Below are 23052 nucleotides of genomic sequence, written 5' to 3' on the forward strand. Positions count from 1 at the left end.
GAGCTGCTGCCCGTGAAAACAGTGCCCGCCCATTTTTCGCAAGTGTATGAGGCACGGGAACTGGACTTTCGCACCGTCTTCGGCTGGGAAGATGACCCAGAGCGGCGCAACTTTGCTATCGGCCAGCCCCTCGACATGGCTGTGCCCATCTGTTTGGACTTGGATCGCTGGGTGGAGCGCAGCAACGGCATTTTCGGCAAATCGGGCACCGGAAAGTCCTTTCTGGCCCGCCTGATCCTGGCCGGTATCATCCGCAAACGGGCGGCGGTGAACCTGATCTTTGACATGCACTCCGAGTATGGCTGGGAGGCAGCCAGCGAAGACAAGCACGCCACTACTGTGAAAGGCTTGCGGCAGCTCTTTCCCGGTCAGGTGCAAATCTACACCCTGGATCCCGATTCCACCCGGCGGCGAGGGGTGCGGGATGCGCAGGAGCTCTTCATCGCCTACAACCAGATCGAGGTGGAGGATCTGGCCCTGTTGGCAGAGGAGCTGAACCTATCGGAAGCCAGCCTGGAAAACGCCATTATCCTGCGCAACGAGTTTGGCCGCGACTGGATCAGCCGCCTCTTGAGCCTTTCCAACACCGAGATTCAAGAGTTTTGCGAACAGAAAATGGGCAACAAAGCCTCGATGATGGCCCTGCAGCGCAAGCTCACCCGCCTTGACAACCTCAAGTACATCCGCAGCACCCTGCCCCACAACTACATCGGCCAGATTTTGGATGCCCTCAGCCGCGGCATTCACGTGGTTATCGAGTTTGGATCCCAGTCCAACTTGCTCTCCTACATGTTGGCGGCCAACGTCATCACCCGCCGCATTCACCAGGCCTACGTGCACCAGACGGAGCGGTACTTGCAATCCAAAAATCCCCTCGACCGGCCCCGTCAACTGTGCATCACCATCGAGGAGGCCCACCGCTTTCTAAATCCGCGGGCGGCCAAGCAGACCATCTTCGGCACCATTGCCCGCGAGATGCGCAAGTACTTTGTCACGCTGCTGGTGGTGGATCAGCGCCCTTCCCGCATCGACAGCGAGGTGATGTCGCAGTTGGGCACTCGCATCACGGCGCTGCTCAACGACGACCAAGATATCGAGGCGGTGTTCACAGGGGTGGCGGGTAGCCAGAACTTGAGAACGGTGTTGGCCAAGCTGGATTCCAAACAGCAAGCCCTAATTCTGGGCCATGCCGTGCCCATGCCGGTGGTGGTGCAAACCCGCCCCTACGACCAAAGGTTCTACGCCGAAATTGCCGATCCTGACTGGTCTCAGGCTGAGGATGCGGAGGTGCTCCTGGCCGCCCAACAGGCTAAGTCCGAGCTGGGGCTGTGAGCACAAGCTGCCCGCACCGCTCGGAACATGCCAAAGCGACACAGCCCTGTGCCGAAAGCCAGCCGCATCAGCAAAAAGGTGGGTACCTCCCGCAAGGACTTCACCAAGCCGACCAAGCCAAACCTGAGAAAGCCCTCAGGGCGGACAACACCCTGCCAGATGGAATCCAGCCAAGAGGGAAGGGTCTCCTGAGTCCAGTCGGCGGTTTCTACCCGTCCCGCCACCAGGCCAGTAGCCTCCAACTGCTCGGCAAAGCCTTCGATGCTGGAGAAGGAAGGGTGCGACCATTGATCCAACAATTGCCGCATCACCAGCCGCTCCCAAAAGTTCAGGGGCTTTTGCCGGTCGTCCCGCTGGTTCCAGTCCGCCACCACCAGGATTCCCCCTGGCTTCAGCACCCGCAGCATCTCTTGGGCATAGCGGGCCTTGTCCGGCATGTGGGGCCCTGCCTCAATGGACCACACCACATCGAAGCTGGCATCGGGGAAGGGCAGGTCGAGGGCATCTGCCACCTGAAACTGGACAGGCAGATCAGGGGGGGTGAGCTCCTGGGCCCGCTGCACCTGCTGCGGGCTGATGGTGATGCCGGTCACCACAAAGCCATAGTCGCGGGCCAAGATGCGACAACTACCGCCAATGCCGCAGCCCACATCCAACACCGTCGTCCCCGGCGGCAGCCGATCCAGCCCGCCCCAGCGCACCATCTCGTGGACAAAGTCGTGCTTGGCCTGGATGAAGTTCTTCCGCCGCGGCGGGGATCCGTAGTGGCCCAGGTGAATATGCTCGCCCCAGTAGAACTCCAGGATCCCGTCTCGCGTCCATTCGTCGTAGGCGCGGGCTACCGATTCAGGAGAGCGGTACTTGCGGGCGGTCAACAGGTAGGCTCCCAATCCTATAGCTAGGAGCAGGACTAGGCCCCAAAAAACCCAGAGTGTTGGATTCATTAGAACTACCTTGAGATGGCTAGAGATGGCAATTGATGATTGTTGCTGCGGTGGCAACAGACACAGCGGGGATCCCTTCTGGCCTCCGTTGATCCAGCGGAGCAAAGCCCCACTCTCATCTTGCCCTATTTGCCAGCCGCAAGGCGGCCTAGGAGTGTCGTAGCCGCACGGTTGCCCGCGGAGGAGACGCTGGCCTGAGCAACCTTGCCGGGGGCTAGGTGGCCTGGAGCTCCTCCCTTAGACGCTGAGTGGCTGCCACCATGTTTTTCAGGGCAGGGATCACTTCCTCCCAGCGGCGGGTTTTTAGGCCGCAGTCGGGGTTGACCCAGGTTTGCTCTAGCGGCAAGTAGGCCACTCCCAGGCGCAGTTGCCGGAGAATCTGCTCGGTGTCGGGCACCGCCGGGCTGTGAACGTCGTAAACGCCGTTGCCTACCTGGTGGCGATAGCCGGCTTGGGCAATCTGCAGCAAGGTTTTGTTGCTGCTGCGGCTGTTTTCGATGGAGAGGACGTCGGCATCCAGACGCTCGATGTGCTCGATGATGTCCCCGAACTCCGAGTAGCACATGTGGGTGTGGATCTGGGTTTCGGGCTTGGCGCCAGCGGTAGTCAGGCGGAAGGCCTCCACCGCCCAACTTAAGTATTCTGGCCAGCGCTCTTTTTTCAAGGGCAGCCCCTCTCGCAGCGCTGGCTCGTCCACCTGCACCATCGCGGCTCCGGCAGCTTCCAAGTCGGCCACCTCTGCCCGCAGGGCCAGGGCAATTTGCAGGGCCTGCTCGCGACGGGAAACGTCAACGCGGGGGAAGGACCAGTTGAGCATGGTTACCGGCCCTGTCAGCATCCCCTTGACCGGCTTTTGAGTCAGAGATTGGGCCACCTTGAACTCCCGCACCGTCATGGGGCGAGGGCGAAACACGTCGCCGTAGAGAATGGGGGGACGCACGCAGCGGCTGCCATAGCTCTGCACCCAGCCGTGCTCGGTAAAGGCAAAGCCCTGCAGTTGTTGGGCGAAGTATTCCACCATGTCGGTGCGCTCGAACTCACCATGCACCAGCACATCCAGGCCAATTTCTTCTTGGATGCGGATGCACTTGGCAATTTCGGCGTCGATGGCAGCTTCGTATTCGGCCTGGGAGATCTCGCCCTTTTTGTACTTGACCCGCCACTGCCGGACTTCGGGGGTTTGGGGAAAAGAGCCGATGGTGGTGGTCGGCAGCGGTGGCAGCTTGACCTGCCGGCCTATACGCTGCTCGTAGGGAAGGGAGCGCTGGAAGTCCTGCGCCGTCAGGTTGGCCAAGGCCTGGCGCACTGTAGAGTTGGGGGGATTGAAGTCCTGGAAGGCCTGCCACTGCTGCTCCAGCTCCTGCTGCTGGGCGGCGGTGTCTTCGCCGTTGAGGGTGCGGGCCAGCAGAACCACCTCGGCCAGCTTCTGCTCGGCAAAGCTGAGAACATTGCGCAAAGGCTCTGGCAGGTGGGTTTCCAGAGCAGCGTCGTGGGGCACAAATTGGAGCGAGCAAGAAGGCTGCACCCGCAGGTTGGGGGCTAGGGCTTGCAGCTCTTGCAGAGTGGCCAGAACGGCTTTGGGCTGGATCTGCCAGACGTTGCGCCCGTCCACTACCCCCGCCCCCAGGATCTTGTCGGCGGGGAAGCCGTGGGCTCTGACCAGTTCCAGGTTGTGGCCGCGGGTGAAGTCGAGGCTGAGGCCAGCTACCGGAAGCTCCACCGCCCAGGGGTAAGTCTCCCCCAAGTCGTCAAAGTAGGTAACCAGGTGGAGAGGGATCCCCACGCTTGCAAGCCAGCGGTAGGTCTGCTCCACCGCTTCCTGAAGACTTTTGCCTTCGCTGGTCACCAAGATGGGCTCATGGACTTGCACTTCCCGGATCCCCAGGCGCTGCAGCTCCTGCAAGAGTTCTCTGTAGAGAGGAAGCAGCTTCTCCAGATCCCCCCGCAACTCGCCAGAGCGCTGGCTTAGAGCAAGAAGGGTAACCGGACTGAGGAGGACGGGGCTGGTGCGGTTTCCTAGGATCCCTTGCGCCCGTCGCACCGTGGCCAGGAAGTCGTCGAAATGGGCCTGAGGGATCGCGTCGGCCTCAATTTCCGGCACCAGGTAGTGGTAGTTGGTGTCAAACCACTTGGTCATTTCCAAGGCCGGCAGCCCCTCCTGCCCCCGCGCCATGGCAAAGTAGCGCTCCAGGCCTGATAAGCTCTGAAACCGGGAGGGAATCAGCCCCAGCCAGGTGGCCCAGTCCAAAACGTGGTCGTAGAGGGTTTGATCTCCTACGGCAATGTGGTCGAGGTTGGCCTGTCGCTGGGTTCGCCAGGCCTGACTCTCCAGATCCTGCAGCGTCGCCAACAAGGCTTCCGCCTCCAGGGTGCCGCCCCAAAAGGCCTCCAGGGCTTTCTTCAGCTCGCGGCGCTTGCCCATGCGGGCATAGCCTAGGGTTTGAGTTTCAATGGCCATAAGGTACCTTGTCCTGAATCGAATTCGGTAATTGAGGTTGCCGCCAGTTGTCATCCAACCTAGGCAGCAAGAGATGGCCGCCGACATGCCTATCGGTGGCATCCCGGCAGAAGGTTTTCCCTAGGCCAGGAAACCTGCCGGAGCTGTCAAGGCGTTCCTTCACCCTGGCGGCTTGCCCACTCTGCACAGGGGGATGCCCAGAGGACTCTTTTGTGCAACCAAAGCGAGCAACCGTCCTCCTAGCTGCCCCTGAGCTAACTGCTCAGCTCTCTTGTCCGCGCTTTTGACTGAGTGCCTACGATCCGAGAGCGTCGAAAATCCGTAAGCAGGCCGATGAAAAAACTTCGAGACGGGAACGGGCTAACGTCAAAATGGGGAGCATATCTGTACCTCGCAGATATGGTGAACTGTGGAAAAACCGCCGGCGGGCATTCTGACTTGCTCAGTTTTGGAGGGGCTGGCTTGCGTCTCAAGGCCTCTTGCAACAACGAACTAGGGATCCCAAGTCCAAAACCGGCTCACAGCTGCGGGACAGCGGCAGATTCTCACTGCACTTTCCCCGTTGCCTCTGACGGCTGATCCCCGTCAGAACCGACAGTAGACTTTATCCTATCACTGGTTTTAGCGGGACTGGGCGGATTTGAACCGCCGACCTAGCGCTTAGGAGGCGCTTGCTCTATCCAGGCTGAGCTACAGCCCCAGGTCAGGTACCTCACTGATACTAGCAGAGAGGCTAGAGGGTATCGCCGCAAGGCTGCCGAGCAATAGCGTTCTTATGGAGTTGCTGGAACAAAGGCTTTGCTTTCTGACATAAAACCCAACGCGGCGGCTCACCCCAGTAGTACTCTTTTTTCCAAATGGGCAAGCGCTCCTTGATTGCATCAATGATGTAACGTGCTCCAGCAAAAGCGGCGCCGCGATGTTCAGCTGTAGCACCAACCCAAACCGCAATATCACCAATTGCAAGATGACCCTGGCGGTGACAAGCAACAGCACCGCAGAGGCCAAACTTGGCGTGGGCTTCTCGGAGGATCTTCTCGCCCTCCTTCTGGGCAAGGATCTCGTAGACTTCGTACTCCAAGCTGAGAACAGGTTTGCCCTGGCTGTGGTTGCGTACCCAGCCCTCGAAGGTTACTAAGGCACCCGCTGTGTTATTGACGAGCAAACGACTGAGTTCAGCTGGCTGGATGGTGCTATCCACAATTAGAAAACGCAGCATTTAGCCCCCACAAACTGGTGGAATGAAAACTACCAAGGCACCTTCATCTATCGGCCTAGTCAAGTCACAGAACTCATGATTGACAGCAACCTTAACGTCCTCCGCTGCTAGCGAAAATCCATACTTTGCTTGCAGCTGCTGATAGAGCTCTAGGTAGTTTGCTGCACTGGTTTGCAGCACTTCGCTGCTCCGCTGAGCCTGTTCCCGCAGCACTGCTACATATTGAATTGTTACGGTCTTACTTAGGACAGATTGAGTTACCATGGCTGCAACTACCCCAAACTGATTGGAAAGTGGCATACTCCTCGGCGGTATTGACGTTCATGAGCTCGACCTCATGGTTGGGGGTAACTAGGGTGCAGGGCTGCCTGCTGAGGATTTCCACAGGGCAGTACACCCCTTCCGCGTAAGCCCTTTCTAGTACCGCTGCAGCTTGAGGAGTATAGATGGCGCAAAGAGCTTCCGGGAAGCCGCGCTCGGGGTTAACATAGCAAGTTGCGATTGTTTCGGCTTGGTAGTGATCCAGCAGCTTTTGGATTGTTTCTGACCGAAGGTTCAGTAGATCACAGGCAACAACCAACCAGTTAGCTTCAGGATGAGTATTCAAGGCAGTCAATAGGCCACTGATCGGGCCAACGCTTTCTACTAGATCTGGTAGTGTGGGCAAGAGCTCTAGAGCTGTGCCCGACCACTGACCGGCACGCGCTGACAAGTAAACCTGCTGGCAGTAGGGCTGCAGCAGTTCATAGAGATAGGCGGCGTGAGGTTTGCCAAAAGGGTTCAGCAGCGCTTTATCGCGACCCATGCGCTTGCTACGTCCCCCTGTGAGCACCAAGCCATAGAGGGGACGTTCCAGGAGGGCGTTTTTGCCGCCGGACTTAGTTACTAGGCGGGTCTCCTGGATGCAGATATGGGGCGACACCGACTTGCACATGTCATAGATTGTCAGCGCTGCTGTTGCCGCACCACAGAGAGCTTCCATTTCAACCCCTGTCTTAGCCCTGGTCTTGACAGTGCAGTGGATGGTTACAAGCAAGTGATCATCAATTGTGATATCAAAGGTGCAGTCTTCAACAGGGATCTGATGACAAAAGGGGATCAGTTGGTCAGTTCTTTTAACAGCCATTGTACCGGCAATGGTTGCTGTCTGAAATACCGGTCCTTTTTTCAGGTGGATATCTTGGCCAACAACATAGGATCTAAGAGCAGGTGGCAGTTGAACTCTTGCCCGTGCTGTGGCCGTTCGCAAAGACACCGATTTGTGGCTAATATCTACCATATGCGGATGGCCTTGAGCATTAAGATGGGCCCATGTACGATCAGCTTTGTCCATAGAGCTAGCCCCCTAAGCCGTACATTGGGTGTGAGACCTGCTCAACCCGGCGCAGTGGTTTCATCCCCAAAAGCTGCTGGTAAATTTGCTGACGTTGGCCTGGTGTTTTGTCTCGAACCGAGAGACCCTCCTCACTAAATAGGCAGGCAAAGAGACGACCATCAGCTGTCAAGCGCCACCGGGAACAGCTGCTGCAGAAGGGCTGAGACTCAGAGGCAATAAATCCAACTTTAACATTCTCGTCGATTGTAAAGTAAAACGCTGTCGAATCAGGTGCCGCTGGAAGGGGGGTTAGAGTATAGCGTTCTTGCAGACGGGCAATGCACTCTTGTGCTGAAACGTAGTGTTCTTCATAGAGAGAGTTGGCATAGCCGACCCGCATCAGCTCCAGAAAGCGAACTGTCACGCCTGTCTTGCGGGCAAACTCAACGAAATCAAATAGCTCGCAATCGTTGATCCCCCGCATTACAACCGTATTGACTTTGAGGCTAAATCCCCGGGCAATACCCTCCTGGATATTACGGAGAATATCCGCCAGGCAGTCGCGACGGGCAATTGCAGCTTGGGTGGAGGGCTGTAGGCTATCGAGGCTAACATTAAGGTTGAGAACGTTGGCAGCCTTGAGAACGTCCCAGTAGCGGTGGAGCAGCAGGCCATTGGTTGTTAGGCTGAGGGACGGGATCTTCAGCTTGGCAAGTTCCTGAATGACTTCATCAAAGTCTTGCCGAACCAGAGGCTCACCACCTGTAATGCGAACTTCTTCAATGCCATAGTCCAGCAACTCGCCAATAATTTCTTTGTATTGCTGCGGAGTTAAGTAGCTACTTTTGTCCAGAAATTCTGGATGCAAAGGCATGCAGTAGCGGCAGCGAAGGTTGCATTGATCGGTTAGAGAAACCCTTAGCTTGCGAATGCGACGATTCCATTGATCCACTAGCTGCATCTTAGTACCACGGATAGAATTGGACGCTTTGCTCGGGGCTGAGGATAGTTTGAGCCGGGGGTAACTCTACAAAGCCATCGCTGTCTGTTAGAGCGATGAAGTCTCCGGAGTTGTTAGGCATAATCGGTGTAAAGACTCGGTTGGCGCTCATCTTAACGGGCACAAAAAGAGTGAGATTGGGTTTGAAGGTAATGACTTCACTTAGGTGCCCAGAGTCAGTGTTACGGTTGAGGAGATAACGATGCAAACATACAAGAGCTGAGATGGGGTTGCCTGGGAGGCCCCAAACTATAGTATTGGCCTGATGGTCGATGCCAAACCACATTGGCTTGCCTGGCTTTTGCGCCACGCCGTGGATGTAGGCAGTAACACCACAGCTTTGCCAGATGGCCGGCAAGTAGTCACACTTTCCCCTTGAAACACCCCCAGAGTAAATCAAGAGGTCGTAGTTTGGGGTATTGGCTTGGTAGTGGGTGGCAATGGCAGCAGGATCGTCCGGAAGGTGATCGGTCTCAACCTCGGTATACCCGTAGGCAAGAAGAGCCGCTCGGAGGGCCTCAGCGTTGGAGCGCCGCAGTTGGTAGGGTGCAGGGGTCTGCTCAATGGGAATCAATTCGCTGCCAGTTGCCACAACTTTGATGCGAGGAGTCCTCTCAACTTGGATGCGGCTGTAGCCAAAGGAGGCCAAGATCCCGACGTGGATGCTCTTGAGGGTAATGCCGGGACGGAGAACCAGCGCTCCTGCAGAACAATCGCTACCTTGGGGATGAACAAAATCACCCCTGTTGCGTTCGACTTCCTGGGTGATGGTGGCAATTCCTCCCTCGATACGAATTTGCTCGTAGGGAATGACGAGATCACTACCCAGCGGCAGGGCACAGCCAGTCATCACTTCCAAGCACTGCTGCGGATCGGGCAGGGTGGCAGGGCTTGTCCCTGCAGGGGCTATGCCTGCAACAGCAAAGCTTCGCTGCCCAGCAGCATAAGCGGCATAGTTGATGGCGATACCGTCCATCAGGACCCGGTTAATTGGCGGGTAGTCCCGATCGGCGTAGATCGGCTCTGCCAAAACCCGGCCCACACAGCTTGCAATCGGGATCGACTCGGTTTTGGCTGGCAGCCAGTGGTCTTTAATAATGGCTTCAGCTTCCTGGACAGTGACCATAGGTGTGGGGTGCGGAAAATTCCTGAAAGGCGGGTAGGAAATTGCGGTTTTCGTGGCCAGGGCGACTGAGCTTAATGAGGGCAAAGCGCTGCAACGGGGTCAGCTTTTGCCATAGCTCAAGAGTCAGCACGACCCCCTTGGCTGCCGCCTGCTCAAGAACGCAGTCAGGGATGGTGGTAGCGTCTTCCCAGGCAGGGTTTGGATCAACAGTTACCTCAGCGGCCTGCTCTTGGCAGACACTTTCGATAAGGTGAATTAGGTAGGCGCGGTAGGCAGCTCGGTTGTCAGCGGTATCCGTTGGCAGGTCAACCAAACTTTGGCGCTGCTGGTAACTAAAACGCAGCCACTGATGTAACTTGAGCTTGATGCCGCACTGATCGAGCTTTAAGCGCACGATCATGGGAATGCAGCGAAGGCTGTCGGCAAAGTCTTGCTCAAACTTAAAGATCATTTTGGTGGCAGCTCGATGCGACTAAGCTTGACGGCACAGGCTTTGAGTTCAGGTTGCTTTGAGCTGGGGCAGGCAACCGGGTGGGTGAGAGCGTTACAGCTTGTATCATTGCCCCACAATGCCCCCCAGTGCATGGGCATGAACACTGTGCCAGGGCTGATGGCGCAGGTAATTTTAACCGGCAGGGTAGCCTTGCCGCGCCGTGATTCAATCCTCACCCAGTCACCCTCAGTTAGCCCTACCTTGCTGGCATCGCGGGGATGGATTTCGAGAAAGGGTTGGGGGTGCATTGCTCGGATTTTGGCGACATGTCCAGTGCGGGTTTGGGTGTGCCAATGGCCATAGAGACGTCCTGTGGTGAGGATGTAGGGATATTCAGGGTCGGGCGGCTCGGCAAGGCCGCGGGAATGGCTGGGGATAAAGCGGGCACGACCTGTGGGCGTTGGGAAACGGTGAAAGGACTCCGTCCCGCTGGCGCGATCGGTATAGAGGTTGCGGGTCTCCACTGAACCTGTGCGCGGATATGGCCATTGCTGAGGCCCCTGGCGCAGGAGCTCATGGCTGAGGCCAGACTGATCGCAGAGACGCCCGGCAGTTAGACCCACATATTCGGCAAAGACCTCAGCGCTATCGGCAAAGTCAAATGCCTTGGCAAAGCCCAGGCGGCGGCCTACTTCCGCCCAAATTTCCCAATCAGCCCGCGCTTCACCAGGAGGGTTACGCCAAGCTGGACAGAGGGTAACGCGGCGCTCCGAATTGGTCATGGTGCCTGTCTTTTCACCCCACTGGGCAGCAGGGAGTACCAGATGGGCATAGGCAGTGCTTTCGGTGGGGAAGTAGGCGTCTTGGACAATCGTAAAGGGCGACCGCGCCAGAGCTGCTTCTACCCGACGTAGATCAGGCAGGCTCACCAGGGGATTGGTGGCGGCAATCCACAAAATATCGAGGGCATCGGCTTCGAGGGCACGGATCATCCCCAGCGCATCAAGGCCAGGTTCAGGGTTAATTGGGCCAAGCTGCCAGTGCTGCTCCACTGCTGCCCGATCCTCTGGATTCGTAACCTTGCGGTAGCCGGGCAATAGATGTGCCAAGCCGCCCGCTTCTCGACCGCCCATAGCATTGGGCTGACCTGTTAGCGAAAAGGGCCCTGCCCCTGCAAACCCTATCTGGCCGGTGAGCAAATGGAGATTGATGAGGCTGGTCACCTTGGCCGTGCCTTCGCTGGACTGGTTAAGCCCCATCGACCACATGGAAAGCGTTTTCTGCGACTGCTGCCACAGTCGCGCAACAGCAAGTACCTCCTCAACTTCTAGGCCACAGCGGCTGGCTACTTGCTCAGGGGTGTAGTCGGCAACCAGGGCAGCATAGGCTTCAAAGCCTTCGGTGTGCTGGGCAATGAAGTCATGGTTGATGGCGCCCCACTGAATGAGTAGGTGAGCAATGCCATTGAGCAAGTCAATATCGCTACCTGGAGTAATCCTCAGATACAAATCGGCCTCCTCAGCCGTCTGCGTACGACGGGGATCCACCACAACAATCTTTAGGCTTGGGTCGCTTTTGTGGCGCTTGCGCAAGCGATTGAACAGAATTGGGTGGCATTCAGCGGTATTGGTGCCGATCAAAAAAGCCAGCTCGCAGCTATCGAGATCCGTGTAGCTACAGGGGGGGCCGTCCGAGCCGAGACTCTGGCTGTAGCCCTCTACGGCAGAAGACATGCAGAGGCGGGAATTGCTGTCGAAGTTATTGCTTCCTAGACACCCCTTAAGTAGCTTTTGGGCAATGTAGTAATCTTCGGTTAGCAACTGCCCTGAGCCGTAGATGGCAATCCTTTCGGGAGAGGTCTGGCGAATGCGCTCGAAATTAAATCCAGCGCTTGATCCCAGCTCACCGGCTGGAAATCCTCGCTGAGGCTAGGGCGATAGAGAGGCACCGTAGCCCGATTGCAATCGAGGGTTTCCAGGAGAGTCGCACCCTTAACGCAAACCATGCCCTGGCTGGACGGATGAGCTCGATCGCCGCGAATTTTTGTGCCGTCGGCCAGAATTTCTAGGCCACAACCAACCCCACAGTAGGGACAAAGGCTGCGTACGTTATCCATGTTCCCCCTCTGTTGTTACTTGGCTTGGTGTGGGCAAGGCGGCCGTAGGGAAAGAAGCTAGGGGTGGTGGGCCTAAGGCCTGCTTATCTAGCTGTCCTTGCCGCGGTTCTCACAAGTTCCAACGCCCCAGCCTAGAGACATTGACCTGGAACTTTTGTAGCTTGCGTTACTTTTTGCTCCTCACTATGCGGAAACATCATATGCGGAAACATCATAGGAGGAATGCTTGAGCAGCATAGCCACCTCCTGCCAACTGCGGTTAGGTCTCTAGGCAAAGCAAGGGAGAAACAGGCAAGGAGTGCTCCTAAAGGCTCCGTCCTGCTAGACGAGGCGAGGAAAGTTTTAGGTCTGTAAAGGGCAACCTGAGATCAAGCTGCATAGGGGAGAAAGGCCCCCGAGTCGTTTGCACTTGGATACTGACGCTCCAAAGGGGAAGCAGACGCTGCTATGAGCTGACTTTCTCTTCATAAAGCCTATCTAATGCTCTGCCGTCGAGCAACTAAAGCTCCGCACGTCATGACCTTGATCAAGCTGCTGGCGGTAATCGTAATTGTCGGCATTCTCTCTGCTATTAGCATTCCCAATTTTCTTAACCACATTCGCCGTTCCAGAGTTGCAGAAGCCCAGACAGCTCTAGCAGCTATCGGCGGTGCTTCAGAAGTTTTCCGAATGGACTTCATGGTTTATCCTCCTGCCTACGCCGATATTGAATTTGGCGGGATCCACAGGGATCGCTATTTGCAAGATCCTTGGCAAGCCCCCAACTATCGTCTTCCTGGAGTTGTTCCTCCCACTGCCAGCTCAAGCGGCGTTCGTTGGATGACTGAGTCTCACACACATACAACTGTTAGTGGGGATCTCCTGCGCTGCGACCTTGGCTTAGGGGATCGCCAGCAAGAGGTTTTGGCCTCTGGCTACGACCTGCGCAGCTCTTGCAACCTCTATCGCTAGGAAGACAAGACTCGGGCAACTTGAGCTTGAGCTGCCGACTAGCTGTTCCATCGATTGGCCGGTTCTTAACCTGCTCGACAGGTGTTATCTTGAAAGCGCCTGTGAAAGGGGAAGCGGAGCTTTGGCCAGTAGCCTGCTGATCCGCAATGCCGAGCTGGTGGTACCGGAAGGGGATCCCTGGCTGGGAGATGTGCTGGTGAAAAACGGGCAGATTGCCGAGATCGGCCAGCATCTGGCTGCAGAAGGGGTGGCCAGGGTCATCGACGCCGAGGGCCATACCCTGATGCCGGGGGTGATCGACCCCCAGGTTCACTTTCGCGAGCCGGGCCGGGAGCACAAAGAAGACCTACAGACGGGATCCTGGGCCTGTGCCCGCGGCGGGGTAACCAGCTTTTTGGAGATGCCCAACACTGACCCGCTGACGATCGACCAGGCAACGCTGGATGACAAGTTGGCCCGGGCCGCCAGCAAGTGTGTGGTCAATTACGGCTTTTTCATCGGCGCTACCGCCGATAACTTGAAGGAGCTGCAGACGGTGCAGGGGGCTTGCGGCATCAAGATCTTCATGGGATCCATGCACGGCCCCTTGCTGGTGGACGACCAGGCGGTGCTGGAGCAGATCTTTGCCGAGACGGATCCCCATTTTGTTATCGCTGTCCACGCTGAAGATCACTCGCGGATTCAAGCTCGGCGGGCCCTCTTTGCCGGACGCACGGACGTAGCCGTTCACTCGCAAATCCAGGACGAGGAAGCGGCGCTCATCGCCTCGCGGCGGGCTTTGGACCTGGCCACCCGCTATCGCCATCGCCTGCACATTTTGCACCTTTCCACCGGCTTGGAAGTGGAGCTGCTGCGCCGGCACAAGCCCGCCTGGGTCAGCGCCGAGGTCACCCCCCAACACCTGTTGCTCAGCACTGCCGACTACGCCCGCCTGGGATCCCTGGCCCAAATGAACCCGCCGCTGCGGGATCCGGCTACCCTCCCCCAGCTTTGGCAGGGGCTGCACGAGGGCATCCTGGATTGCATCGCCACCGACCATGCCCCCCACACCCTGGCCGAAAAAGCCCAGCCCTACCCCCACTCCCCCTCCGGCATGCCGGGGGTGGAGACGGCCCTGCCCCTGATGCTGACTGCCGCCCAGCAGGGCCGCTGTACCCTGCGCCAGGTGGTGCAGTGGATGTGCGAGGCGCCCGCCCGCCTCTACGGGATCCCCAACAAAGGACGGCTGCAGGTGGGCTACGACGCCGACCTGGTGCTGGTGGATCGCCACACGCCCAAGCCGGTGCGGCGGGAAGAGCTGCTCACCAAATGCGGCTGGAGCCCGTTTGAGGGCTGGGAGCTGGTGGGCTGGCCGCTGCTCACCATCGTGGGCGGGCAGATCGCCTTCCAAAATGGCCAGGTGGATCCCTCAGTGCGCGGCAGGGCCCTGACCTTTCGGCGCTAGGGGGATCCCCTTCGAGGTTGCACCTGTTCAAACCTTTCAAGATAGCGGTTGAACACTGGGCTGCTTTGGCTTCTCCCTACTTAAGCAAGAGGAGCAGAGCGCCGGATCCCATCTCAGTTTATACAAATAGCAGTGAAACGGTTCGTTACGTCGTTATTGCCACGCAACACTGTCGCGAACGCGCCGCTCTAACTCCCCTCTCCCTCTGGGAGAGGGGCTGGGGGTGAGGATAGTGACGAGGAACGCTTGGGGAGTGTCTTACGCCCTTTCAGTAAGCCGTGCTACTTTGAAGGCGATAATCGATGATAATCAAGTTGGAAAACACCTAAGGAGCGACTATGAAAGTTGCCTACGTCTTCATCACCCCCCGCGGCGGCACCTACAAGCTGGGCCAGATGATCCTGCCCCAGCTAGAAGCAGGGGTACACGGCGCGGAAGTGGTGGGCATGTTCTTTTTCGACGACAACTGCTTTGTCTTGCGGCAGGGGGATCCCATCGGCGAGCGCCTGGCCAAGATTGCCGAAGCGCAGAACATTTTGCTGATGATGTGCGACATGTGCGCCCTGGAGCGCAACCTGGCGGAAGGGGAACCCAAGTGGTGCGACTCAAAAGGCCAGGGGCGCAAGGAGCCGGGCCATTGTGTTCCCAAAAACGTGGTCAAAGGGGTGCAGGTGGGCTGCTTCCCCGACCTCTACGCGGCCTTGCAAGACAACCCACCTGACCAGGTGATCAGCCTCTAGCCAACTGGCCTAGCTGACGGCTACAGCAGCAGGCGGCTCTTGGCGGGGCTGAGAGCCGATCTTGCGGAAGATCAGCCGCTCGTTGGCCACCTCCACCAGGATGCGGTCGCCGGGCAGGAACTCGGTTTTCCAGCAGCTTGGTGGCGAGGGGGTTTTCGATCTCCCGCTGGATTACCCGCTTCAGCGGGCGGGCGCCAAACACGGGGTCGTAGCCCAGCTCGGCCAGGTAGTCCTTGGCCTCTTCGGTGAGGACAATTTCAATTTGCTGATCCGCCAGCAACTGCTCCACCCGCCGCATCTGCAGGCTGACGATCTGGCGGATTTGCTCTTTGGTTAGAGCGTGGAAGATGATCAGTTCATCCACCCGGTTGAGGAACTCCGGCCGGAAGTGGTGCCGCAGCATGGCCAGCACCTGGCTTTTCATCTCCTCGTAGCGGCTCTCGTCGCCGCCAATTTCCAGGATGAGCTCGCTGCCAATGTTGCTGGTCATGATGATGATGGTGTTTTTGAAGTCCACCGTCCTGCCTTGGGAGTCGGTGATGCGGCCGTCGTCCAGCACCTGCAGCAGGATGTTGAAGACATCAGGGTGGGCTTTTTCCACCTCGTCAAAGAGCACCACCGAGTAGGGGCGCCGCCGCACCGCTTCCGAGAGCTGCCCGCCTTCTTCGTAGCCCACATAGCCCGGCGGAGCCCCAATCAAGCGGGAGACGGAGTGCTTCTCCATGTACTCCGACATGTCGATGCGCACCATGGCCTCGGAGGTGTCGAAGAGGAACTCCGCCAGGGCGCGGGCCAGCTCGGTCTTCCCGACGCCGGTGGGCCCCATGAACAGGAACGAGCCAATGGGCCGATTGGGATCCTTGAGGCCGGCCCGGGCCCGCCGGATGGCGGCTGCCACCGCCGCTACCGCCTCGTCCTGGCCCACCACCCGCTGGTGCAAGTGGGCTTCCAGGCGCAGCAGCTTCTGCTTTTCCGACTCCATCAGGCTGGTGACCGGGATCCCGGTCCAGCGGGAGACGATCTCGGCAATGTCTTCGGGCGTCACCTGCTCCCGCAACAAGGGCTCGCCGTTGGCCTGCAGCTTGGCCAGGTGGGCCTCCTGCTCTTGGATCTGGCGCTCCAGCTCCATGAGCTTGCCGTATTTGAGCTCGGCAGCGCGGTTGAGGTCATATTTTTGTTCTGCCTGTTCAATCTGCAGCTTGACGGCATCCCGCTCGGCCTTGAGGTTTTGCAGCCGCTCGATGGCCTCTTTTTCCATCTGCCAACGGGCGCTCAGCTCCCGCTGCCGCTCCATCAAGTTGGCCAGCTCCTGCTCAATTTTGCCCAGGCGCTCTTTGGAGGCGGGGTCGTCTTCTTTCTTGAGGGAGAGCTCCTCCATCTGCAGTTGCATGATGCGCCGGTCGATTTCATCCAATTCGACGGGCTTGGAGGTGATCTCCATCTTCAGCTTGGCCGCCGCTTCGTCCACCAGGTCGATGGCCTTGTCGGGCAGGAAGCGCTCGGAGATGTAGCGGTTGGAGAGGACTGCCGCTGCCACCAGGGCCGAGTCGCTGATTTTGACCCCGTGGTGCAGCTCGTAGCGCTCTTTGAGGCCGCGCAGGATGGAGATGGTGTCTTCCACGGAGGGCTGATCCACATACACCGGCTGGAAGCGGCGCTCCAGGGCGGCGTCTTTTTCGATGTGCTTGCGGTATTCATCCAGGGTGGTGGCGCCAATGCAGCGCAATTCGCCGCGGGCCAGCATGGGCTTGAGCAGGTTGCCGGCATCCATCGCCCCTTCGGCCGCCCCTGCCCCCACCACGGTGTGCAGCTCGTCGATGAAGAGGATGATCTGCCCTTCCGATTCGGTGACCTCCTTGAGCACGGCTTTGAGGCGGTCTTCAAACTCGCCGCGGTACTTGGCGCCGGCAATCAGGGATCCCATATCCAGGGCGATCACCCGCCGGTTTTTCAGCGACTCCGGCACGTCTCCCCGGTTGATGCGCTGGGCCAGGCCCTCGACGATGGCGGTTTTCCCCACACCCGGCTCGCCGATGAGCACGGGGTTGTTTTTGGTGCGGCGGGAGAGCACCTGAATGACGCGGCGGATCTCTTCATCTCGCCCAATCACCGGATCCAGCTTCCCTTCGCGGGCCGCCTTGGTCAAGTCGCGGCCATAGCGCTCCAGGGCCTCGTAGCGGGACTCGGGATTTTTGTCGGTAACCCGCTGTTTGCCTCGCACCTGTTGGATAACGGGTTTAAGGCGCTCGACCGTCAAGCCCAGGGGTGCTAGAACCCGCTTGCCCACCCGCTCGTCGTCTAGGGCTCCTAGGAGCAGGTGCTCCACCGAGATGAAATCATCGCCATACTCTTTGCGAAACTCCTCGGCCCGATCCAGGGTGGTCTCCAGGCCGCGGCCCAGGTAGAGCTGATCCACCCGCGCCAGCTTGGGCTGCTGGTTGATAAAGCTTTCCACTCTATCCCGCACCAGCCTCGGATCGAGGCCGGCCCGCTGCAAAATGGTCTGGGTGAGACCCCCCTCTTGATCCAGAAGGGAGATCAGCAAATGCTCGGTTTCCAACTGTTGCTGCTGGTGCCGCCGGGCTACATCTTGGGATTGGACAATGGCGCTCCAGGCTTTCTCGGTAAATTGGTTGGGATTGGTGGGCTGCATAGGGGTTTGGCAGGAGTTTTTTTACAGTGTATAGGAAGACAATGCAGGGGGCAGCCAAGGGGCTCTCAGCCCTTGCTGCCGACTTGGGGAAGCGCTGCTGGCATCCTACGATCCAGGTATCGCCTATTTTGCCAAAGCCGGAGTTCGCAACAACCGTCCCCTCCTACCGCGATTGATGGACGGATCCCCGCCTTATTCCTCTTCTTCGTAGGGCCGTCCCTCGCCGATCACCGCCAGGTCAATTTGTTGGCGGTAGTAGTCTACGTTTTTAATCTGCACCTCCACCCGATCCCCCAGGCGGAACTGGCGCCGGCTTTTGCGCCCTACCAGGGCCTGCTGGCGGCTGCGGTATTCGTACCAGTCGTTTTTCAGGGTGCTGACCCGCACCAAGCCTTCCGCCAAGATGGGATCCACCTGCACAAAAAAGCCGTAGTTCTGGACGCTGACGATCAGGCCGGGGAACGTCTCCCCCAGGTGTTTTTGCATGAACTCGCACCGCTTCAAGCCCATCAGCTCCCGCTCTGCCTGTTGATGGAGCTGATATCCCGCCTGGATTTTGGGCAGTTGCGCTTGGAGAAAGGCCTGCCACTCCTCATGCACTTTTGGCGGCAGCACCTGCCAATCAATTTGGTCGTAGCTGCCGGGGCCATGCAGATCCACCACGGTTTTGGAGCGCGGGCTGCGGCGATCCCGTCCTTTGCTCAAGGCTAGGTGCAGAGCCCGCAAATTCAGCAAATCGGCATAGCGGCGCAAAGGGGCAGTAAAAGAGGCGTAGGGCTCTTTGAGGCCAAGGCCAAAATGGCCGAGCGGCTCCTGCAGCGGCTGCAGGCAATACTCGACGGGGGGCAGAGTAGCCAACAACTGGGCCACCAAGGCTGGGCTAGTCCCTGCGGCCAAGACATCGGGGGCGGTGATGCGGGCACAGATCCGCTGCCAATCGGCTAACGTCACAGCTTCTGGATCCTGCAAGTTCAGATCCAGCTTCATGGCGTTGGCCAGACGCAAAAAGTTCTGCAGGGCCTCAGCGGTGGGGGGCTTCTGCACGCGGGCCAACGAAGGGATCCCCAATTGGCGCAAATGGTGGCCCAAGGTTTGGTTGGCCAGCAGCAGAATTTCGGTCATCAGGGCGTGGGCGCCGAGGCGATCGCTGACCAGCAGGGGCCCATAGCCGCTTTCATCGGCAGAGTATGGGGTGAGCAAATCCAACAGGGGCAGATCGAACCCGCCTGCCTGGTGGCGCTTGACTCGCAGGACTTGGCTGAGACGGAGCAGGTTTTGCAGCAGGGCCATCAACTCCGGCACCTCCTCATCGGGGCCCAGATCCGCGGCGGTGGCCAAGAGAGCCTGCACCTGGCCGTAGGAGAGGTGGGCCCGCGACTGCACCAGGCTGGGGTGGATCTCGAAGTTGCGCACCACCCCTTCGGGGTCAATGGTCAGCAGCAGCGAGTAGGCCAGACGCTCCTGCTGCGGCAACAGAGCCAGGCGGCTGTGCACTTCCGGCGGGAAAAGGGGCAGCACCACGCTATCCAGGTAAACCGTGGCGGTGCGCCGCTGCGCCTCCCGCTCCAGGGGGTGATCCGGATCCAGCCAGTGGGCTACATCGGCAATGTGCACCCCCAGCAGCCAGTGGCCCTCTTCTTGCCGCTGCAGGGAGACGGCCACGTTGGGCTCGAGGCCGTGGGGGTGCTGCAAGTCCAGCGGCTCCAGCGTGACGCAAAACCACTCCCGCAGATCGCGACGGTTCTTTTGGTCGGAGCGGCTCAGCTTTTTGGGCAGAGTTGCCGCAGCCTCCAGCACCGCCGGGGGAAACTCCTGGGGCAGGTCGTACTTGCAGCAGACCAGATCCGCATCGATGGACGCCTCCGGGCCATTGCCCAAGATCTTGCGAATCGTGCCCACGGGGGGCAAGTTGCCCAGCGGGTAGCGCTCCACTTCCACATAGGCCACCCGACCTTCCGCCAGCTCGGCAGGGGATCCCTCGGTCAAGGCCAGCTCGAACAGCAGCCGGTCATCCAGAGGCACCACCCGGAAACCCTCTTCCGTCTGTTTGAGGCGGCCCACGAGAGTGGGATTGGCCCGTTCCACAACAGCTACCACCTCTCCCTCTGGGCTGCGGCGGCGATTGCCTTCTTTGGTAATCCGGGCTATCACTTGGTCGCCGTTCCAAGCGCCGCTAAGGTTGCTGCCGTGGATATACACATCCTCTGCCCCCGGTTCATCCCGCACGGCAAAGCAAAAGCCCTTGCTGGAACAGCGCAAACGCCCCACCACCAAGGATTCATCCGGCTTACGCCGATAGCGGGGCGGATCCCCTGTCCGTTCGAGAAACCCCGCCCGTACCAGACCATCGAGGGCAATCTCGAGCATTTCCGGCGCTTCTGGGTCTGAGGCTGGCAGGAGGGCAAGCAGCGCGTCTTTATCGGTCCATTGCTCGGCAGGTCGAGAGAAAAAGTGATGAAAAATCCGAGAGAAATCCATTGCGGGTATCCAGGAGGAATGAGAGCCGCGATTAAGGGACAGGCGCAGCCACTTGGATTAGTCGCGGTGGCCGGTGACGATAAAGGCTACTCGCTGACCGATGTTGGTGCAGTGGTCGGCCAGACGCTCTAGGTAGCGGATCGCCAGCAACATCAACAGGATAGGCTCGATCGATCCCTTGATGTCAGACTGCTGCGCCAACGTATTGTAAAGGTTGGTGTAGTCTTCATCAACGGCGTCGTCTTCCCGCTTCAGTTGTCGGCCCAACTCGGCATCCAACTCCGTCAGGGCGGCCAGGCTGTGGCTGAGCATTTTCTGGCAGCGCTGCATCATCAGGCGAATGCGGCTCAGCTCCGGCGGCGGCGGGTACATGACCAAGCGCAGGGCCACTTCGGCCAGGTCTTTGGCGTAGTCGCCAATTCGCTCCAGATCCCGCACCAGTTGCATCAGGGTACTGATCCAGCGCAGATCCCGCGCCACCGGGGAGCGCAAGGCAATCAAATTAATACAGTCTTTCTCGATTTGACGATAAAAACGGTCAATTTGCTTGTCTTGGGCGATCACCTGTTCGGCGGCGGCCAAGTTCTGTTCAAACAGGGCCTGCTGGGCCAAGACCACCGACTTTTCCACCAGCGCCCCCATGCGCAGCACGTCCTGCTGTACCCGTTTGATGTGAAGTTGCAGCTCGGCTTGCCCCATGGCTTTCTCCCATGAATGTGGGCAGGGGGGAAATGTCTGCAGTCGTTTTGGATTCAACAGAGCCAGTTGATCTCAATCATGGCAAACTTCGCCTGGAATAGGGGCAGAGAAGATGGCCAACTTGGGGGAAGATGAAAATAGCGGTTGCCCTTTGAGGGGGATTCGTCCTCTGGAGTTCTCGGGTTGCTTTGTCGATTGAGACGGTCTCATGGCTCTTCCCCCCATCATTGTGTTGGACGATGATCCCACCGGATCCCAAACCGTTCACAGTTGCTTGCTCCTCACCCGCTGGGATCCGCAAACACTCAAGCTAGGGCTGCAGGATAGCTCGCCGATTCGCTTTATCCTCACCAACACCCGATCCCTGCCAGCGGCGGAGGCTGCCGAGGTGACGCGGTCGGTCTGCCGGGCCCTGAAGCAGGCCATGGGAGAGCTGGGGTGGGAGCGGGCCCTTTTTATCAGCCGCTCCGACTCGACGCTGCGCGGGCACTATCCCTTGGAGACGGATGTGATGGCGGCGGAGCTGGGGCCTTTTGATGCCCATTTTCTGGTGCCGGCCTTTTTTGAGGGAGGGCGCATCACCCGCAACAGTGTCCACTACCTACGGGTGGGGGAGCGCTGGGTGCCGGTGCATGAGACGGAGTTTGCTCGGGATGCGGTGTTTGGCTACCACCACAGCTATTTGCCGGACTATGTGCAGGAGAAAACCCAAGGGCAGATCCGGGCCGAGCAGGTGGTGCGACTGACCCTGGAGCAGATCCGCGCCGGCTGTCTGGAGCGGCTTTTGAGGCTGGAGGGGAATGTCTGCTGTGTGGTGGATGGAGAAACCCAGGCGGATCTGGATCGTTTTGCCCAGGATGTCTGGGCGGCTCTGGAGCAGGGGAAGCGCTTTTTGTTTCGCAGCGCCGCCAGCCTCTTGACGGCCCTGGCCCAGTTGCCGCCGCAGCCGGTTCCGCCAGAGGAGATGGGGCAGTTTGTCCGCTCCGACCGGCCAGGGGTGGTGATCGTGGGATCCCATGTGCAAAAGTCCAGCCAGCAGTTGGCTCGGCTGTTGCAGGAGCCAGGGATCCAGGGCATCGAGGTGGAGGTAAAGCGCCTGTTGGAAGCGGGGAGGGAAGCGGAGCTGCTGCCGGCCCTCTTGAGCCAAGTCCAGCGCGCCTACGAGCAGGGCCTGACGCCGGTGGTCTACACCAGCCGAGAAGAAGTGCGCTTTGAGGGCGCTGCCCCAGAGGCTCGCCTGGCCTTTGGGCAGAGGGTTTCTCGTTTGTTGGTGGCCATTGTGCAGGGGCTGCCGGAGGGGATTGGCTATCTCGTCAGCAAGGGCGGCATCACCTCCAACGACACCCTCAGCCTCGGCCTCAATCTGCCGGCCGTGCGGCTGCTGGGGCAGATCTACCCAGGGATCTCCATGGTGCTCACGCCGGCGGATCACCCCCGCTTTCCCAACCTGCCGGTGGTGCTGTTTCCGGGCAACGTGGGCGAGGCGGATACGTTGGTTTTAATCCACCGTCGCCTCCACAGCCGCGGGCTAGTCTAGCCTGGAGGAAATCACCATGGCTGAACTCATCTCCCCCCCTGAAGCTCTGCCTGCCTTGGAGGCCTGGTGGGGATCCCTGCGGCAGGGGCCAACGGTGTTGCCTCCGGCGGTGGTGCACCGCTGTTCTGAGCGCCTGGGCAGCCGGGATGCCGATGTGGTGATTGCCGGCGGCACCCTGGGGATTCTCTTGGGGGCGGCTTTGGCCCGGCGAGGCTGGCGGGTGATCCTGATCGAGCGCGGCATCTTGCGGGGGCGGGAGCAGGAGTGGAACACCTCGCGGCAGGAGCTGCAGGTGTTGTTAGAACTGGAGCTGCTCACCCCGACAGAGTGGGAGGCAATCCAGGTGACCCACTACCCCAGTGGGCGCATTGGCTTTGGGGAGGGTCCCACCTGGTGGGTGGAAGGGGTGCTGAATGTGGGCGTGGATCCGGTCGGCTTGCTGGAGTTCCTCAAGCAGCATTTCCTAGACTGGGGGGGCCAGGTGCGGGAGCAGACCGGGTTTCTCAGCGCCACGGTCCACCCCGATGGGATCCGCATCCAGACCACCGCCGGCCAGCTCAGCGCCCAACTCCTGGTGGATGCCATGGGGCACCGCTCCCCCATCGTG

15 protein-coding genes, 1 tRNA gene, 3 pseudogenes and 1 riboswitch are annotated in these 23052 nt (G+C 59.2%); of the genes and pseudogenes, 6 read left to right on the top strand and 13 right to left on the bottom strand.

The features are described 5' to 3' along the window. Window positions 1-1332, top strand: a 1332-nt coding sequence (locus tag NW846_RS10530) for an ATP-binding protein (RefSeq protein WP_414515940.1), incomplete at its 5' end; no start/stop codon positions are given. Here NW846_RS10530 and NW846_RS10535 read toward each other — a convergent pair. The 10 genes and pseudogenes from NW846_RS10535 to NW846_RS10580 all read right to left on the bottom strand — a co-directional run bounded on the left by NW846_RS10535 (window position 1269) and on the right by NW846_RS10580 (window position 11943). Further along, the gene (locus tag NW846_RS10535; RefSeq protein ID WP_414515942.1) at window positions 1269-2276 is read right to left on the bottom strand and encodes a methyltransferase domain-containing protein; all 1008 of its coding nucleotides are present in this window, start codon (window positions 2274-2276) and stop codon (window positions 1269-1271) included. The two genes, NW846_RS10530 and NW846_RS10535, sit on opposite strands and share 64 nt — an antisense overlap. Before the next feature lie 214 nt (window positions 2277-2490). Further along, window positions 2491-4734, bottom strand: a complete 2244-nt coding sequence (gene metE, locus NW846_RS10540) for a 5-methyltetrahydropteroyltriglutamate--homocysteine S-methyltransferase (protein WP_414346530.1) — start codon at window positions 4732-4734, stop codon at window positions 2491-2493. Between the two features lie 405 nt (window positions 4735-5139). Continuing rightward, window positions 5140-5345, bottom strand: a riboswitch (cobalamin riboswitch). Between the two features lie 14 nt (window positions 5346-5359). Then, window positions 5360-5434 (bottom strand) — tRNA-Arg (locus tag NW846_RS10545). 33 nt (window positions 5435-5467) lie between these two features. Beyond that, entirely contained in the window at window positions 5468-5953 is a 486-nt protein-coding gene (locus NW846_RS10550) for a molybdopterin synthase catalytic subunit (RefSeq protein WP_414346528.1), read from the bottom strand. After that, window positions 5954-6253 (bottom strand): MoaD/ThiS family protein, encoded by a 300-nt coding sequence (locus NW846_RS10555; RefSeq protein ID WP_346426097.1) that lies wholly within the window; start codon window positions 6251-6253, stop codon window positions 5954-5956. Beyond that, window positions 6192-7286: a cyclic pyranopterin monophosphate synthase MoaC gene (gene moaC, locus NW846_RS10560; protein ID WP_414346526.1), complete on the bottom strand. Its 1095-nt coding sequence runs from the start codon at window positions 7284-7286 to the stop codon at window positions 6192-6194. Before moaC ends, NW846_RS10555 begins: the two co-directional genes overlap by 62 nt. Before the next feature lie 4 nt (window positions 7287-7290). Next, complete coding sequence (gene moaA, locus NW846_RS10565) at window positions 7291-8229, bottom strand: GTP 3',8-cyclase MoaA (protein ID WP_011429091.1); 939 nt, start codon at window positions 8227-8229, stop codon at window positions 7291-7293. Between the two features lies 1 nt (window position 8230). Continuing rightward, complete coding sequence (locus tag NW846_RS10570; protein ID WP_414346523.1) at window positions 8231-9394, bottom strand: molybdopterin molybdotransferase MoeA; 1164 nt, start codon at window positions 9392-9394, stop codon at window positions 8231-8233. Continuing rightward, window positions 9372-9845 carry a nitrate reductase associated protein gene (locus tag NW846_RS10575; RefSeq protein ID WP_011429093.1) on the bottom strand — a complete coding sequence of 158 codons (474 nt, stop codon included), beginning with the start codon at window positions 9843-9845 and terminating at the stop codon, window positions 9372-9374. The genes NW846_RS10570 and NW846_RS10575 overlap by 23 nt, the downstream gene beginning before the upstream one ends. Continuing rightward, window positions 9842-11943, bottom strand: a pseudogene (locus NW846_RS10580) (molybdopterin oxidoreductase family protein). The gene NW846_RS10575 and the pseudogene NW846_RS10580 overlap by 4 nt, the downstream one beginning before the upstream one ends. A 516-nt stretch (window positions 11944-12459) precedes the next feature. Between NW846_RS10580 and NW846_RS10585 the strand changes: the two are divergent. The 3 genes from NW846_RS10585 (at window position 12460) to NW846_RS10595 (ending at window position 15078) form a co-directional block, all read left to right on the top strand. Then, on the top strand, window positions 12460-12894 hold the full coding sequence (locus NW846_RS10585; RefSeq protein WP_414346519.1) for a type IV pilin protein: 435 nt from the start codon (window positions 12460-12462) through the stop codon (window positions 12892-12894). A 121-nt stretch (window positions 12895-13015) separates the two neighbouring features. Then, on the top strand, window positions 13016-14338 hold the full coding sequence (locus tag NW846_RS10590) for a dihydroorotase (RefSeq protein WP_414346516.1): 1323 nt from the start codon (window positions 13016-13018) through the stop codon (window positions 14336-14338). A gap of 338 nt (window positions 14339-14676) precedes the next feature. Next, the gene (locus tag NW846_RS10595; RefSeq protein WP_011429096.1) at window positions 14677-15078 is read left to right on the top strand and encodes a SaoD/DsrE family protein; all 402 of its coding nucleotides are present in this window, start codon (window positions 14677-14679) and stop codon (window positions 15076-15078) included. 9 nt (window positions 15079-15087) lie between these two features. Here the strand turns inward: NW846_RS10595 and clpB are convergent. From clpB to phoU, 3 genes and pseudogenes are all read right to left on the bottom strand, one after another. Then, window positions 15088-17731, bottom strand: a pseudogene (gene clpB, locus NW846_RS10600) (ATP-dependent chaperone ClpB). Between the two features lie 192 nt (window positions 17732-17923). Next, complete coding sequence (locus NW846_RS10605; RefSeq protein WP_414348428.1) at window positions 17924-20209, bottom strand: ribonuclease R family protein; 2286 nt, start codon at window positions 20207-20209, stop codon at window positions 17924-17926. A gap of 57 nt (window positions 20210-20266) precedes the next feature. Beyond that, window positions 20267-20908: a phosphate signaling complex protein PhoU gene (phoU, locus tag NW846_RS10610; protein WP_414515947.1), complete on the bottom strand. Its 642-nt coding sequence runs from the start codon at window positions 20906-20908 to the stop codon at window positions 20267-20269. Between the two features lie 208 nt (window positions 20909-21116). Here phoU and NW846_RS10615 point away from each other — a divergent pair, with 208 nt between their 5' ends. Beyond that, the gene (locus tag NW846_RS10615; RefSeq protein ID WP_414347081.1) at window positions 21117-22445 is read left to right on the top strand and encodes a four-carbon acid sugar kinase family protein; all 1329 of its coding nucleotides are present in this window, start codon (window positions 21117-21119) and stop codon (window positions 22443-22445) included. 16 nt (window positions 22446-22461) lie between these two features. Further along, window positions 22462-23052: pseudogene (locus NW846_RS10620) on the top strand (FAD-binding oxidoreductase); the annotation flags it as partial.

It is taken from the genome of Synechococcus sp. W60.3 (genome assembly GCF_047502615.1).
Lineage (GTDB): Bacteria > Cyanobacteriota > Cyanobacteriia > Thermostichales > Thermostichaceae > Thermostichus.

What these genes read in the sequence shown, in the direction of transcription:
- NW846_RS10535 (WP_414515942.1), bottom strand. Translation starts at nt 2,276, where the DNA reads ATGAATCCAACACTCTGGGTTTTTTGGGGCCTAGTCCTGCTCCTAGCT.
- metE (WP_414346530.1), bottom strand. Translation starts at nt 4,734, where the DNA reads ATGGCCATTGAAACTCAAACCCTAGGCTATGCCCGCATGGGCAAGCGC.
- NW846_RS10550 (WP_414346528.1), bottom strand. Translation starts at nt 5,953, where the DNA reads ATGCTGCGTTTTCTAATTGTGGATAGCACCATCCAGCCAGCTGAACTC.
- NW846_RS10555 (WP_346426097.1), bottom strand. Translation starts at nt 6,253, where the DNA reads ATGCCACTTTCCAATCAGTTTGGGGTAGTTGCAGCCATGGTAACTCAA.
- moaC (WP_414346526.1), bottom strand. Translation starts at nt 7,286, where the DNA reads ATGGACAAAGCTGATCGTACATGGGCCCATCTTAATGCTCAAGGCCAT.
- moaA (WP_011429091.1), bottom strand. Translation starts at nt 8,229, where the DNA reads ATGCAGCTAGTGGATCAATGGAATCGTCGCATTCGCAAGCTAAGGGTT.
- NW846_RS10570 (WP_414346523.1), bottom strand. Translation starts at nt 9,394, where the DNA reads ATGGTCACTGTCCAGGAAGCTGAAGCCATTATTAAAGACCACTGGCTG.
- NW846_RS10575 (WP_011429093.1), bottom strand. Translation starts at nt 9,845, where the DNA reads ATGATCTTTAAGTTTGAGCAAGACTTTGCCGACAGCCTTCGCTGCATT.
- NW846_RS10585 (WP_414346519.1), top strand. Translation starts at nt 12,460, where the DNA reads ATGACCTTGATCAAGCTGCTGGCGGTAATCGTAATTGTCGGCATTCTC.
- NW846_RS10595 (WP_011429096.1), top strand. Translation starts at nt 14,677, where the DNA reads ATGAAAGTTGCCTACGTCTTCATCACCCCCCGCGGCGGCACCTACAAG.
- NW846_RS10605 (WP_414348428.1), bottom strand. Translation starts at nt 20,209, where the DNA reads ATGGATTTCTCTCGGATTTTTCATCACTTTTTCTCTCGACCTGCCGAG.
- phoU (WP_414515947.1), bottom strand. Translation starts at nt 20,908, where the DNA reads ATGGGGCAAGCCGAGCTGCAACTTCACATCAAACGGGTACAGCAGGAC.
- NW846_RS10615 (WP_414347081.1), top strand. Translation starts at nt 21,117, where the DNA reads ATGGCTCTTCCCCCCATCATTGTGTTGGACGATGATCCCACCGGATCC.